Source organism: Halomonas huangheensis (assembly GCF_001431725.1).
Classification (GTDB): domain Bacteria; phylum Pseudomonadota; class Gammaproteobacteria; order Pseudomonadales; family Halomonadaceae; genus Halomonas; species Halomonas huangheensis.
The window spans coordinates 3953384-3967744 of record NZ_CP013106.1 but is presented as its reverse complement, the minus strand read 5'-3'; the positions used below and the strand labels follow the sequence as shown (position 1 = coordinate 3967744).

The window sequence follows — 14361 nt, the reverse complement described above, 5'->3', positions numbered from 1 at the left end:
CCCCCTCAGTTGAGCTGGCCAGTTGAGTTAGCCAGTTGAGTTAGCCAGTTGAGCTAGCCGTTCCTACTTGCGCCACAGGTCGGCCACGATACGGTAGCTCTCGAGGCGATCCTCGAGGGTAAAGGTATCGGTGTTGAGCATCAGCTCATCGGCACTGGTGCGTTCCAGGAAGCGTTCCAGCCCGCGCTTGACCTTGTCGGGGCCACCGATGACGGCGGCACCGAGGAAACTCTCCACCTGCACTCGCTCACTGGGTGTCCAGTCCAGTTTATCCACCGGTGGTCGCGCGCGGCCACGCTGGCCGCGAATCATGCCAAGAAATTTCTGACGAGCAGTGCTGGCGATAAATTCAGCTTTTTCATCACTGTCTGCGGCGATGACCGGCAGCCCAACCATGGCATAGGGTGCATCGAGTACCTCCGAGGGCCGAAAGTGCTCGCGGTAGACATGCAGCGCTTCATCCAACTGTGCTGGCGCAAACTGGGCGGCAAAGGCGAAAGGAAGGCCCTCGCGTGCCGCCAACTGGGCACTGTAGAGGCTTGAGCCCAGCAGCCATAGTGGTACTCGAGTTCCCTGTCCTGGTATGGCGCGAACGCGCTGTTGCGGATGAGCGTCACCGAGGAACTGCTGCAATTCAGCGAGGCGCTGGGGGAAATCATCAACGCCGGCATAGGGATCGCGGCGCAGGGCTTTCATGGTCGCGCCATCTGCACCGGGAGCACGTCCCAGGCCAAGATCGATGCGCTCGGGATAGAGAGTGGCAAGGGTGCCGAACTGTTCGGCAATCACCAGTGGCGCGTGATTGGGCAGCATGATCCCGCCACTACCGACGCGAATTTGCTGTGTATGTCCGGCAATATGCCCGATCAGAATCGATGTGGCGGCACTGGCAATGCCATCCAGGCTGTGGTGCTCGGCAAGCCAGAAGCGAGTGAAACCCAGCGATTCGGTGTGCTGAGCAAGGGACACACTCTCGCTGAAGCTATCGGCGATGGTCCCGCCTTCTCGGACTGGAGCGAGGTCCAGTACAGATAGGCGCGTCTGACTGAGTTGAGACATGGTCATTTCTCGTGAGACTGTAGGAAATATTCTCGCACCTTAGGGTGTCGTCATGGCATGAGATATGCAAATGCTGTCAATAGCCAGTGTGTATGTCTGGGCATATGGCTTTCGATGGTTATAATCAACCTGAGCCTTGGATCCAGGGTTCCTGAATGTAAAAAAAGTAGTGGAGTTGTATTGGCGCCTTGAGAGTGCCATTCGGCAGTAAGCAATAGGGTCTGCAAAGGCTGTTCGGTACTGGTCTCGAAGTAGAGAGCATGACACGAGTGATTCACGCATGAATCCAATGCCGAAGCAGCGCTGCACAGGCCTTCCGATAAACGTCACTGACAATAATCAGGAAGGCGATATGCAACAACAGAAGGAAGCGCAAGGTCAGCGGGTCTTCTACGTCTCTGCATTCTTCATTTTTATACTTGTGGCTCTCGGTGCCATTTTCCCCACCGGATTTGGTGAAGTTGCCGGCAGCTTGCTGAGTACTGTCTCCAAGCTGTTTGGCTGGTTCTACCTCCTCTCGGTATTCGCCATCGTAGTGTTCCTGCTGGGCCTCGCCATGAGCAAATATGGCAAGGTGCGTCTCGGGTCACAGGACGAGCGGCCGGAATACAGCTTCTTCTCCTGGGTCAGCATGTTGCTGGCAGCGGGCTTTGGCGTCGGTCTGGTCTTCTACGGCATGGCCGAGCCGATGAGCCACTATATCGATCCGCCCTATGGCGATTTCGCTGCTGAAACACCGGAGTCGGCGCGCTATGCGATCCAGTACGCCTTTTTCAACTGGGGCATCCATCAGTGGGCAGGTTTCGCGTTGGTCGGCCTGATCATTGCCTATTACCAGTTCCGTAAGGAGCAGCCCGGTCTGGTGTCGGTGGTGTTGCGTCCGTTGACCGTCAAGCGTCCAGGTCTGCGTCGCTTCAATGGCGCTCTGGATGTATTTGCGGTGGTGGCGACTGTCATGGGTGTGGCTACGTCCATGGGCTTGGCTGTGTTGCAGATGAACGGCGGCATGCATGCAGTATTTGGCGTATCAGAAGGCCCGTTCTGGCAGTTCATCATCATGGTCTGCATGTTCGGCGCCTATATGCTGTCCACTTGGTCAGGCCTCGACAAGGGCATCAAGCGTCTCTCCAATCTCAACATGATCATGTGTATCCTGCTGATGCTCTACATGTTGTTCACTGGGCCGACGCTGAAGATTCTCGAGACCATTACTCTGGGCCTCGGGGATTACCTGCAGAATTTCTTTGTCATGAGCCTGCGGATGTCACCCTATAACGGCAATGACTGGGCACAGAGCTGGACCATCTTCTACTGGGCCTGGGTTATTGCCTGGTCTCCCTTTGTTGGCACCTTTGTCGCGCGTATCTCTCGTGGTCGTACCATCAAGGAGTACGTGTTTGGTGTATTGTTCGTTCCACCGCTGTTGGCTTGCCTGTGGCTGGGTGTGTTTGGCGGTACGGCAATCCATATGGAGCTGGCTACCGATGGCCTGGGGCTGGCGGCAGCCACTCAGGACAATATTACCGTCGCACTGTTCAAGATGTTCGACTTGATGCCGTTCTCGGGGCTGCTGTCAGTCATGGCAATGGTGTTGATCTTCATATTCATGGTCACATCGGCTGACTCGGCGACCTATATCGTGGCGCAGATGACCGATAATGGCTCGCTGAACCCTCCGCTCTACAAGCGCATTCTGTGGGGCGTGTTGATAGCGTCGATCTGTTACACCCTGATCGCGGCAGGAGGCTTGAAGGGGCTTCAGGCTGCATCGGTGCTCGCCGCATTGCCGTTCACCTTTATTCTCTATTTGATGATCGTGGTGTTGGTGCGAGAGTTGCGTAAGGATCGCAAGTTGATGCTGGAAGGCCTGTATTCCCACTACAAGGCGATGCCGGTGGGCGCGGATGCCTACGAGGCGCGTGACCAGGCGACCTCGGAAGGCATGGACCCGCCGGAGGAGGCGCTCAAGGAGGAAGATCTGGAGATCGACCCCGATGCGCCCCTGGGTTCCAGCAATATCGAACCCGGTGCCTCACGAAGTTAATGGTATTGAAGTTGATGGTATTATTGACCTGACTGAAGCAACGCCGGCCTTCGAGCCGGCGTTGCTTGTTTCCAGGAAGGGTAGAGCTGTTTTCGGGAGGTGCGAAGTTGCTTCCAGCAAGCGCGAAGCTGGCAACATCGTATCGCTCATGCCAATATCATGGTTCTTTGTTCAAGTGCTCACGAATGGATGGGGTGAGTGTGAGCCCTGAGTGTATGCGCGGTATTACCGGTCAAGAGAAGCTCGGGTCGTAAATCAAGGAAAGGATGAAAGGATAGCGGCCATGCCCTCGCCTCATGTCCGTGGCGCAACACGCCGCGTACCCCCCAAACGCCGACGCAAATCGCGTGGCAAGTGGTCCTCCTTCGACCGATGGTTGGATCGTATCGTGACCTTTGCCGTGGTAATCGCCGTTGTGGTCGGTGTCGTGGCATTGGCGCTGTCATATCTTCTTGAAGCCTGACAAGCCAGTACTCTGCGCATTGTAGATATGTGGCCTGACCAACCCCACCCGTAAACCGAAGCCGTGACGGTAACGTTGTCCGTACACCGATGGCGGCACTCAAGTGACTCTGGAGCAGGAATGCGTTGGCTGGCAAGTGGACTGATAGTGACCTGCCTCGTAGCAGTGTGGGTTCTTCCCCCCCAGTGGCTGCCATGGACACCCTTGAGCCTCGATACCGCGCCGGGCCCTTTCACAGGGTTTAAGATCAAGCGTCTGGGGGAAGATCCCGCCGCCTGTCGAACGCTGTTGGCTGAGGATCCCGCTGTTCAGTTTCAGGTGCTCGAAGACTTTTCCTCGGGTGGCTGTCAGTTGACCAACATGGTGCGAGTTCAGCGCACCGCAGTGGAGTGGTCATCAAGCTATCTGGCTCATTGCCCGCTAGCCGTGGCCTGGGCACTGTACGAGCGTCATCACCTGATGGAGGTGGCGCAGCAGACACTGGGCAGTCCGGTAGCCAGCGTCGAGCACCTGGGCAGTTTTGCCTGCCGCAATGTCTATGGTCGGCAGTCGGGGAGGCGCAGCCAGCACGCTACGGCCGAGGCGTTGGATATCGCCGCTTTTGTTCTGGAAGATGGCCAGCGTGTCAGTGTGGAAAACGACTGGGGAAACGGCGACAAGGGCCTGTTTCTCGAGCGAGCAGGCAAGGCTGCTTGCGATGTGTTCGGAACCACTCTTGGGCCGAGCTACAACACTGCCCATGCCAACCATTTCCACCTTGGTGTAGGTGGCTGGATATGCCAGTAGCATGCAAGCGTTGATCTCTGCTGCCCACTAATGCGAACGCGCTCGCCATGTCCGTATGGCGAGCGCGTGTATCGTAGGTACTTGATACGAGTACTTGTTACTAGTACTTGGGTCGAGTACCAGAGCCATCGCCGCCGGCAGTATTGGAGCAGCGCTGTGGGGCATGGGAGCAAATCATGTCGGTCTCATACCCGGACAGCGTCAGGCTGCTGGCCAGAGGCGTATGCCCTTACCTGTCGAGATTGATATCGTCAGCGTCGGTGGCCGCGCCAGTTGCTGCGCCAACACCGCCGCCGATGACGGCACCCTGAGACACATCACCACCGGTGACGGCTGCTGCACCAGCACCGACAGCTGCGCCAATACCAGCGCCGCTGAGGGCGCGTTCGCCTGTTCCGGTACCACATGCAGTCAATGCCAGGCCCAGAGCGGCAGCAAGCAGAATTGCTGTGACAGTTCGAGTCATGGTGGGAATCTCCTTCAGTAGGCGCAAAGTCGTAGTCGACTTGCTGATGTGCATACTATTGGGCGATTTTATGCAGTTCAAGAGACTGAACTACCGCGAATGGTCGCGATCATGCGACACAATGTGCAATTCCTGGCTGTTGTTGAGTAATACAGTGAATATTGCCGCCGCCGAGGAGAATTTCCCTGGCTTCGACACCAATGACCCTGCGTTCAGGGAATAGCCGCTGGAGAGTCTCGCGGGTTTCGTCGTCATGCTTTGGGTCCAGCAGCGGCATGACCACTACCTTGTTGCCAATATAGAAGTTGACGTAGGAAGCTGCCATTCGGTCGCCAGGTTGACGTGGGTGGGAGCTGGACAAGCGATCGATGCCGCTGGACTCATCCTCGCCGATGTACAGCGGGCCGGGTTGTGGCAGGCGGTGCACGACAAAGGCACGACCCCGGGCATCGGTGCTGCTTTCGAGGACCGCGAGCGCTTCACGGCAGATCGCATATTGTGGATCTGTACTGTCGTCGCACCACGACAAGGCAACTTCGGCAGGGGCGACGAAGCAGCAGAGGTTGTCGACGTGACCATCCGTTTCATCAAGGTAGCAACCACGTGGCAACCAGATGACCTTGTCGACTCCAAGCTGGGCGCTCAGTACCTGCTCCATGTCCTCGCGGCTCAGCCCGGGGTTGCGGTTGGGGTTGAGCAGGCACTCCTCAGTGGTGATCAGGGTACCTTCGCCATCGACGTGAATGGCACCACCTTCCAGCACGATACCGGCCTTGAAGCGCGGAATGCCGAGCGTCTCGGCGATCTTGGTGCGGATACGACGATCCTTGTCCCACGGGAAATACAGCCCCTCGTCGAGTCCTCCCCAGGCATTGAATTCCCAGTCGATCACTGCCAGACCATGCGTCGGATGGGTGACGAAGGTCGGTCCGACATCACGCATCCAGGCGTCGTTGCTGGAGAGCTCGATGACGCGGATATGCTCAGGCAGTTGGTGTCTGGCATTCTCGTACTGGTCGTCATTGACGCCAACGAAGACAGTTTCGCTCTCGCTGATGGCGGTCGCCACCGCAACAAATGCCTGTTGCGCGGGCTTGGCACCGAAGCGCCAGGTGTCGGGACGTTGTGGCCACAGCATCCAGCAGGCGTCATGGGGAGCGAACTCGGCGGGCATTGCCCAGCCCAGTTGCGCAGGAGTGGCCTGAGGGGAAGCCGAAGCAAGGTCGAGAGAAGTGTCATTCATGGTGGGTCTCACATGAAGCCGATAATCAGGAAGATCAAGGTGGCCAGGGCCGCAGCGATCAACACATAAGGCAGTTGTGTCAGGGCATGAGCCATGGGACTACAGCCGCTACCCTGAGCCGAGAGGACGGTGGAGTCGCCGTAGAAGCAGGCGTGACTTCCGAAGGCGCTGGCCGAGATCAAGGCACCGACCACCAGTGGCATATTGGCATCGACGCTCTGGGCCAGCGGCAACACGATAGGCATGGCGACGGCGAAGAGGCCCCAGAAGGAACCGGTGGCAAAGGCCAGAAAGGCCATGGTCACGAACACTACTGCGGGCAGTAGGTGGGGTGTCATCAGCGGCTGCACAGTGTGGATCACCACCTCAGTGAGTCCGAGTAGATCATTGACTTCCTTGAGCGTGAAACCGGCCACCAGCGTGCCGAGCGGCATGATCATGGCCTTGAAACCTTCCAGAGCGGTATCGAAGGTTTCATCGAAGGTCAGTAGGCGCTGGACGCCAATCAACACCAGTGTGACCGCCAGCGCGACGATCACGCCACGCAGGATGTCGATATCGAAATACCAGGTGGCGAAGATCAGCGTGGCAATCGGCAGCAGGAAGTTGATCAGGTGCGGGCGATGGTCGCCGTTACCCTCGATCTTCAAGGCATTTTCCTCACCCCCATCAGGGATCGGCTGGCCGCCGGCAGCACGTGCTTCAGCATGCCGCATCGGGCCGATATCAGGGATAAAGCCCAGCGCGACCAATGGCACGATGGCAGCGGCGACCCATGCATAGGCCATGTAGGGAATGGACTCGATATACAACGACATGCCGTTGCCAGTGACATCATTGTCTTCCAGCAGGCCAGCAAAGAACACAGCCCAGGTGGAGAACGGCACCAGGATGCAGACCGGAGCGGCCGTTGAATCAACGATATAGGCCAGTTTTTCCCGAGAGACGCCGTAGCGATCAGTGATCTTCTTCATCGAGGCGCTGATGGTCAGGGCGTTGAGATAGTCATCGACAAAGATCAGCAGCCCCAGTACCCAGGTGGTCAGCAATCCCTGACGGCGAGAGGTCAATCGACGGGTCATGACGTCACCGAAGCTGAGGACGCCGCCGGTGCGTACCAGTAGGGCAATAAGGCTGCCGAACAGGCCACAGACCAGAATGATCCAGGTGACGGTATCGTTGCCGAGAACCTCCAGCAGGATATCGGAGCCCTGGGTGATGACCTGACCGGGGTCGACCATCAATAGACCGACGAGACTACCGGCAAGCAGGGATTCGATGGTGCGTCGCGTGATGATGGCCATGATCAGCACCACCGCAGTGGGGATCACGGCCCAGAAGCCATAGGTTTCCATAGGGGAAGCTCATTTCTAGTTATTGGGAGCATGTGGAGAAGCGCTACTCGAGCCTTGAGCAGCGCTTCTCGCTGTGGAGCAGGGGGCAGGGTCAGGCCGGGAGGAAGCCATCCCGCTGCAGTGACTCGGTGGTCGCGGCGAGCGCCTGATCGAGAATCGCCACCGCCGTATCCACGGTCTCGCGGGTCCAGATCAGCGTTGGTGAGATCACGTTCAGATGCCCCACCGGGCGAATGATCAAGCCGCGTTTCTGGGCTTCTTCGGCAACGCGATCACCAACACGTGCTTCGACCGGCAGCAGCTCGCCGCTGGTCTTGTCGGCGACGTTCTCGATGCACATCATGAAGTGACTGCCACGCACATCGCCTACCGTGGCGTGGTGCGCCAGGCGCTTGAGGGACTGCTCGAGATAAGGGCCGACCTCGCGAACATTGGCGCAGATATCCTCACGCTCCATGATCTCGATGTTCTTCAGTGCCGCAGCACAGCTCACCGGGTGTCCCGAATAGGTGAAGCCGGTACTCAGTACTCCACCCTTGCACTGCGGCGTGCCCAGCACTTCGTAGAGGCGGTCGGAGATCAGGCTGGCGCCCAGCGGGGAGTAACCGGATGACAGACCCTTGGCGATATTGATGATGTCTGGCTGGGTGTCGAACACCGCTTCGGAGGCGAAGAAGTGGCCGAGACGGCCAAAGCCGGTCACAACCTCATCGGCAATGAACAGAATGTCGTTGGCGCGACACACGGCCTGCATGCGCTTGTGGTAGCCCTGCGGAGCCACCAGCACACCACCGGCGCCCATGATCGGTTCGGCGATGAAGGCGGCAATATTGTCGGCACCGATGTCGGCAATGGTTGTCTCGAACTCGGCCACCAGGTGGTCACAGTAGGCTTCCTCGCTCATCCCTTCGGGACGACGATAGAGGTTGGCCTCGCTGAGGTGGGTGACCAGTTCGCTCAGCGTGTCGAAGGACCAGTTGTTGCTCTCGATGCCGGTCAGACTGGACGCCAGATAGGTGGTGCCGTGGTAGGCATTGCGCCGCGACAGAATCCGTTTCTTGCTGGGCTTGCCGAGGCGGTTGAAGTAGTAGTGCACCAGACGAATGGTGGCATCATTGGCGGTGGAGCCGCCGCAGGTATAGAACACATGGTTGAGATGCGCCGGAGCGAGTTCGGCGAGCTTGGCGGCCAATTGTGTTGCCGGGGCATTCGAGAGGTTATTGAAGGTCGAGAAGTAGGCCATGCGGCTGGCCTGATCGGCCATGGCCTGGGCAATTTCATGGCGCCCGTGACCCACATTTACACACCACAATCCGGCGATGCCGTCGATGAAGCGATTGCCGTGGATATCTGCGACATAGATACCGTCGCTGTCGGTGATCAGCTCGCAGCCCTTGTCATGGAACTGGCTGAAGTCGGTGAACGGATGGATGAAGTGATCACGGTCCTGGCGCCACAGGGTCTCGGCATCGAGCGATGACGGACGAGTTTGCTGGCGGGTTTCCTGACCTGGAGTCGTGGATGTTGTCATTGGTTTACCTCCTGATGGAATGCCGTCAGTCTCTATGTGTCCGCCATGCACGCGACATATCCTCATGGGGGTATGTCGCCGGTTAGCTGCCTCTCTCTATGCTGAATGCACTTACCTCTATGCTGAATGCGCTACCTCTACGCTGAATGGCCTATGGCAAGGCCCTGTTCGACATCGCGCCATGACGGTCCGTGATATGCCTGGGCCTGACACAACAGCTCTCGGCAGGAAAACGCGCGGCTCAAGAGCGTATGAAATGACAACAACAGGAGAACCCCTCGAATGACGACCACTGCTTCTCTCGATATCAATTTCCAGCGCCTGTGGGACAGCCTGATGGCCATGGCCGAAATTGGCCCCACTGCGGGTGGTGGTAGCTGCCGTCTGGCCCTGACCGACGAGGATGATGCCGGCCGACGCCTGCTGATCGAATGGTGTGAGGCGCTGGGTTGCCAGTGGCGGCTGGACCCGATCGGTAATCTGTTCATTCGTCGCGAGGGTCGCCGCAATGACTTGCCTCCCGTGGCGCTGGGCAGCCACCTCGATACCCAGCCGCTGGGTGGACGTTTCGACGGCATTCTCGGTGTGTTGGGGGGCCTCGAGGTATTGCGGACCCTCGCCGATGCTGGAGTCGTGACCGAGCGCCCGCTGGAGCTGGTGGTGTGGACCAACGAAGAAGGTAGTCGCTTCGCACCGGCCATGGTCGCATCCGGTACCTATGCCGGAGTCTTCAAGCTGGAAGACACGCTGGCGATTGCCGATAGCGCCGGTACCACCATGGGCCAGGAGATCGAAAGGCTGGGTTATCGCGCGGAACTGGAGCTGGGAGAGCCTGGGCTCGACAGCTATTTCGAACTGCATATCGAGCAGGGCCCGGTGCTCGAAGAGCAGCAGGAAGCGATTGGTGTCGTGACCGGCGTTCAGGGTATGCGCTGGTTCAACCTGAACATCTCCGGGCAGAATTCCCATGCAGGGCCGACACCGATGCGCCTGCGTCGCGATGCGCTGGCCGCCGCCGCACGTCTGATCGACCGTCTCTACGCTCATGCGTTGGCCGATACCAGTGGCGCGACGCGTGTCACCTTCGGCCAACTGGAGATTGCCTCCTCATCGCGCAATGTGGTGCCTGGCGAGTTACAACTCACGGTCGACCTGCGTCACGGTGATGAGTCCCAGTTGGACATCCTGCAGCAGCTTTTCGAGCAGGAAGTTGCCGCGATCGAGGAGGCATTCGGTGTAACCACCGACTGCAAACAGATCTGGGCATCACCGGTCGTTGATTTTGATCCGGCGTGTATTGATGCCGTGGATACCGCTGCACGTCAGCGGAACTTGCCCCATCGGCGCATGATGAGTGGCGCCGGCCACGACGCGGTCTATGTGTCCCGGGTGGCACCGACGGCGATGATCTTTGTGCCCTGTCGTGACGGCATCAGTCACAACGAGGCCGAGTACTCCAGCCCCGAGCAGTGTGGTCAGGGAGTCCAGATCCTGTGTGATGCGGTGATCGCCCACGCCAACCGTTGAGCGGTTTACCACCGCTCTGCGCTCAGCCGCTCTGATTGTATTGCTGGCGAGAAACCACCGCCACGTGATCGAGAAAGCAGCGGAACAGCTGCGCCTGGCTGGAAACACCCAGGCGCTGGTAGAGGTGTTTGCGGTGGACCTTGACGGTGCCATCGCTGATGCCCAGCTCGCGCGCGGCTGATTTGGTCGAATGACCGGCGAGCAGCAGGCGTACGATTTCCTGCTCGCGGCGAGTGAGTTGGCCCTGTCCAAAGGTCGAGAAGGCGGCGTCCACCGGCTCGACCTCGTTCATGGCGTCGTCGAAGCGTGCATGCTGCCAGGTCCAGAACTGTGTCAGCAACGCCGCCACAACAGGCGTGACATGACGCAGTGCCTGGAGGTGCCGTCGTGTCAGGCTACCGGCGGTAGCACTGAAGCCCAGTGATACCACCATCACAGTATCTTCCGCGACGCGTGCGAAGAGTCCGACTTCATCCTTGAGACCCAACCCACGGTAGTAGTGGGCATGGTATTCGCTGCTTTCGAAGCGGTCCGGCGCCAGGTCGCGTAACCGGTGACCACCGCTGTCCACGCCAGACTCGATGGCCTGGAAGAAGGGGTCGAGTAGATAGATACGACTGAGGTAACGATCGACGCCCTGTTCGCGTCGATGCGGCGGGTAGTTGTCGTGGATCACCAATGGTCGGCCGCGACCTCGGTAGGCATGAAAGATGACGGTGTCGTGATCGGCCAGCTCGTGGAGTGCCTGTTCGAGGCGGCGAGGCAGGTCGGCATCTGCAGCGCCGAGAAACAGGGCGGCAAGACGCTGGTGCCATTCCAGCCCCGCGCTGGAGGCGAGCAGATCCGTGGGAGTCATGTACGTAACCGGTTGTCGGACAATGGCAAGAGCCTATCCTCCTGTCCCGGCAGCGTCCATATCCATACCTTTGGATCTGTAGCATGGCATCTGTGCAGCGAGGGCTGGTATCTTGAGCTCTCCTTGCCAACAGGAAGGCGCAATGAGCGTAACAGATGCACTCCCCACGCCGACGACACCACGGGCGTCGCGAAAGGAGATCCTCGGCTGGGCGATGTTCGACTTCGCCAATCAGGCCTACACACTGCTGATCATCACCGTGGTGTTTGGCGAAATGTTCACCACGGTCATCGTCGGCGATCGTGGCGATGACTTCCGGCTCGCCAATCTGCTGTGGAGCTTCGCGCTGGCGATGAGCTTCCTGCTGGTTGTGCTCACCGGCCCGCTATGTGGCGCGGTGATGGATTATCGCGCCGAGAAGAAGCGCTTCCTGTTTGTCAGCTACCTGGCCACCGTCGCCACCAGCGCCATGCTCTATTTTGTTGAGCCGGGCTATGTGGTGCTGGGGCTGATCCTGATCATCATTTCCAACTACAGCTACTCGATGGGTGAGTCGTTCATCGCCTCCTTCCTGCCCGAACTGGGGCCACCGGAGAAGCTGGGCAGTATTTCCGGGTTTGGCTGGGCATTGGGTTACATCGGCGGCATGGTGGCAGCAGGCTTTACGCTGCTGGTGCTGGGGGAAACCACCGCCGAGAACTTCGAGCGTATTCGTTGGGTTGGGCCCTTCGCTGCGGGATTCTTTCTGATTGCCGCGATCCCCACCTTCCTGTGGTTGAAGGAACGCGGTCAGCCGCATCCAGTATCGGCAAGCTTCACCCAGATTGCCTGGCAGCGCGTTTCCAGCACCATGCATGAATTACGGCGCTTTCGTGACCTCGGGCTGTTCCTGATTTCGGTGATGTTCTCCATGGCCGGGGTCTACATCATCATCACCTTCGCTTTTATCTACGGTGCGCAGGTGGTCGGCTGGGACAGCACGACTCGTAACCTGATGTTCGTCATCGTACAGATCACGGCGGCGATCGGCGCGCTGGGCTTCGGCGTCATTCAGGACCGGATCGGCACCCGCGTGACCTACCTGATGACGCTGGTGATGTGGGTACTGGCGGTGCTGGCGATCTGGGCCACGCCGGAGCTCACCGCCTGGCTAAACAACAGCTTCGGGCTGGATTGGCAGGCTCAGGACCTGTTCCTCTATGTCGGCTGTCTGGCGGGCTTGAGCCTCGGTTCCAGCCAGTCTGCCAGTCGCGTGCTGGTCGGTCTTTTCTCACCGCAGCAGAAGTCCGCGGAGTTCTTTGGCTTCTGGGGACTGGCCAACAAGGTTGCCGGAGTAGTGGGGATCATCGGCATCGGCCTATTGCAGGCCGTCGTTGGTCTTCAGGCGTCGGTCCTGCTTTGCGCGGCCTTCTTCATCATTGCCATCCTGATCTGCCTGGGCGTCAATCAGGCGCGTGGCCAGCAGGTAGCCCGTGACTGGGAGCAGTCCGAGTCGTGAGCCTCATTCTCGGCGACCCTGCTCAGCTGGTGTTGGTGGTGGCCGCGCTGGTCCTTGCCGGGATGGTCAAGGGCATTCTCGGCATGGGCATGCCGACGGTGCTGCTGGCGCTGTTGACCGCTGTCATCGGGTTGCCGAACGCTATGGCACTGATGCTGGTGCCGACGGTGGTTACCAATCTTTGGCAGGCTCTGGCTGGTGGGCAACTGCTGGTATTGAGTCGCAGGCTATGGCTGTTTCTGACCACGGCGGCACTGGCTGTCTGGCCTGGCGTCTGGGTGCTGGCAAGTGTCGATGCTCGCTGGCTATCACTGCTGCTGGGCGTGTTGCTGATGCTGTATGGCGCCATGAATCTTGCCCGCCGCAGTATCGCCTTTACCGAGCGCCCGGCCCATGCTTCTGGTGCCGGAGCGCTGACCGGGCTGTTGACCGGAATGACCGGCTCCAGCGTATTTCCCGGCGTGCCCTGGTTGCAGTCCATCGGCCTGCCGCGCGAGGCGCTGATTCAGGCGATGGGGATGCTGTTCTGCCTCACCACCGCCAGCCTCGCCCTCGCATTGGGTGAACGCGACGTCCTTACCGGTGATCTACTGCTGGCCTCCTGCGCAGCCCTGGTGCCGGCATTTGCCGGCATGTGGCTCGGTCAGAAGCTGCGCCGCCGACTATCGGAAGCCCGCTTCCGGCTGGTGTTTCTGATCGGCATCATCGGACTTGGCATCGGGTTGGTGGTCAGGGCGCTGTAGCGTTGTTTACTTGAGTATCGTTTACTTGAGTATCGTTTACTTGAGCATCGTTTACTTGAGCATCGTTCACCTGGCCATCTTCCTTCTCTTTTCTTCCCTCTTCCCTCTTATTTTGGCCTCTCCAATGCAAACAGGTCGCTGCTGCGTGCATAGTCGCTACCCGCCATACGGCCGATGGGGGCGAGGCGTTCGACGCTGACGTGACGACCGTCCCACACCTCGGGGGAGGCATGAATGTCGATAACTTCGGCCAGTACCAGGTTGCCGGCCATCGGTTGATCGCCGAAGTGGATGATGTCACGGACGTGGCAACCGAAGGCTACGGGGGCCTCGGCAATGCGCGGTACACGCAACTCGCCCATTGCAGCCTTGGTCAATCCCGCATGCTCGAACTCATCAGCTTCCGGCGGTAGGCTCGCGCTGGTGGCGTTGAGCGGTTCGACCAGCGCTTCTCCACCGATATGCACGACACACTCAGCGACTTCCTTGAGGTTGGTGAGCGTATCCTTGATTCGACCATCGGCGGTAATCAGCGGTGAGAAGGCCAGTACCGGAGGCATGACGCTGGCGACATTGAAGAAGGAAAAGGGCGCGAGGTTGACATGCCCAGCCTCACTGATGGTCGAGACCCAGGCAATCGGGCGTGGGGCAATCGCGCCGGTGAATAGTCGATAGATCAGCCCGGCGTCCATGTCGCTGGTATGCAGTAGTGTATCGCTCATCAAGGTGCTCCCTGGGCTGGTTCGGTAGGTAAGTGGTGTTGGTAATCGCGTGAGAGCAGTGTACTGGA

13 protein-coding genes are annotated in these 14361 nt (G+C 59.1%); 6 read left to right on the top strand and 7 right to left on the bottom strand.

The window, feature by feature from the left end; translation table 11 throughout:
* Positions 1–63: 63 nt before the first annotated feature.
* Entirely contained in the window at positions 64–1059 is a 996-nt protein-coding gene (locus AR456_RS17100; protein WP_021818104.1) for an LLM class flavin-dependent oxidoreductase, read from the bottom strand.
* A 352-nt stretch (positions 1060–1411) separates the two neighbouring features.
* Between AR456_RS17100 and AR456_RS17095 the strand changes: the two genes are divergently transcribed.
* The 3 genes from AR456_RS17095 to AR456_RS17085 all read left to right on the top strand — a co-directional run bounded on the left by AR456_RS17095 (position 1412) and on the right by AR456_RS17085 (position 4352).
* On the top strand, positions 1412–3103 hold the full coding sequence (locus AR456_RS17095) for a BCCT family transporter (protein WP_021818105.1): 1692 nt from the start codon (positions 1412–1414) through the stop codon (positions 3101–3103).
* A 283-nt stretch (positions 3104–3386) separates the two neighbouring features.
* Positions 3387–3566, top strand: coding sequence for a hypothetical protein (locus tag AR456_RS17090; RefSeq protein WP_021818106.1), 180 nt, complete (start codon positions 3387–3389; stop codon positions 3564–3566).
* 120 nt (positions 3567–3686) lie between these two features.
* Positions 3687–4352, top strand: coding sequence for an extensin-like domain-containing protein (locus tag AR456_RS17085; RefSeq protein WP_021818107.1), 666 nt, complete (start codon positions 3687–3689; stop codon positions 4350–4352).
* A gap of 229 nt (positions 4353–4581) precedes the next feature.
* Here AR456_RS17085 and AR456_RS17080 read toward each other — a convergent pair whose 3' ends face one another.
* From AR456_RS17080 to AR456_RS17065, 4 genes are all read right to left on the bottom strand, one after another.
* A complete protein-coding gene (locus tag AR456_RS17080; protein ID WP_021818108.1) occupies positions 4582–4818 on the bottom strand; it encodes a hypothetical protein in 237 nt (78 codons plus the stop codon).
* Positions 4819–4927: 109 nt separating this feature from the next.
* Entirely contained in the window at positions 4928–6061 is a 1134-nt protein-coding gene (gene aguA / locus AR456_RS17075) for an agmatine deiminase (RefSeq protein ID WP_021818109.1), read from the bottom strand.
* 8 nt (positions 6062–6069) lie between these two features.
* Positions 6070–7416, bottom strand: a complete 1347-nt coding sequence (locus AR456_RS17070; RefSeq protein ID WP_021818110.1) for a Na+/H+ antiporter NhaC family protein — start codon at positions 7414–7416, stop codon at positions 6070–6072.
* A 91-nt stretch (positions 7417–7507) separates the two neighbouring features.
* A complete protein-coding gene (locus tag AR456_RS17065; protein WP_021818111.1) occupies positions 7508–8947 on the bottom strand; it encodes an aminotransferase in 1440 nt (479 codons plus the stop codon).
* Positions 8948–9229: 282 nt separating this feature from the next.
* On the opposite strand from AR456_RS17065, the gene AR456_RS17060 reads away from it, so the two are divergent.
* Positions 9230–10474, top strand: coding sequence for a M20 family metallo-hydrolase (locus tag AR456_RS17060; protein WP_021818112.1), 1245 nt, complete (start codon positions 9230–9232; stop codon positions 10472–10474).
* A 22-nt stretch (positions 10475–10496) separates the two neighbouring features.
* On the opposite strand, the gene AR456_RS17055 is transcribed toward AR456_RS17060, so the two are convergent.
* Positions 10497–11330, bottom strand: a complete 834-nt coding sequence (locus tag AR456_RS17055; protein ID WP_021818113.1) for a helix-turn-helix transcriptional regulator — start codon at positions 11328–11330, stop codon at positions 10497–10499.
* Positions 11331–11472: 142 nt separating this feature from the next.
* Between AR456_RS17055 and AR456_RS17050 the strand changes: the two genes are divergently transcribed.
* On the top strand, positions 11473–12828 hold the full coding sequence (locus AR456_RS17050; protein ID WP_031207348.1) for an MFS transporter: 1356 nt from the start codon (positions 11473–11475) through the stop codon (positions 12826–12828).
* On the top strand, positions 12825–13571 hold the full coding sequence (locus AR456_RS17045) for a sulfite exporter TauE/SafE family protein (protein WP_021818115.1): 747 nt from the start codon (positions 12825–12827) through the stop codon (positions 13569–13571). The genes AR456_RS17050 and AR456_RS17045 overlap by 4 nt, the downstream gene beginning before the upstream one ends.
* A 107-nt stretch (positions 13572–13678) precedes the next feature.
* Here the strand turns inward: AR456_RS17045 and AR456_RS17040 are convergent, their stop codons facing one another.
* Entirely contained in the window at positions 13679–14293 is a 615-nt protein-coding gene (locus tag AR456_RS17040; protein ID WP_021818116.1) for a flavin reductase family protein, read from the bottom strand.
* Between the last annotated feature and the right edge of the window lie 68 nt (positions 14294–14361).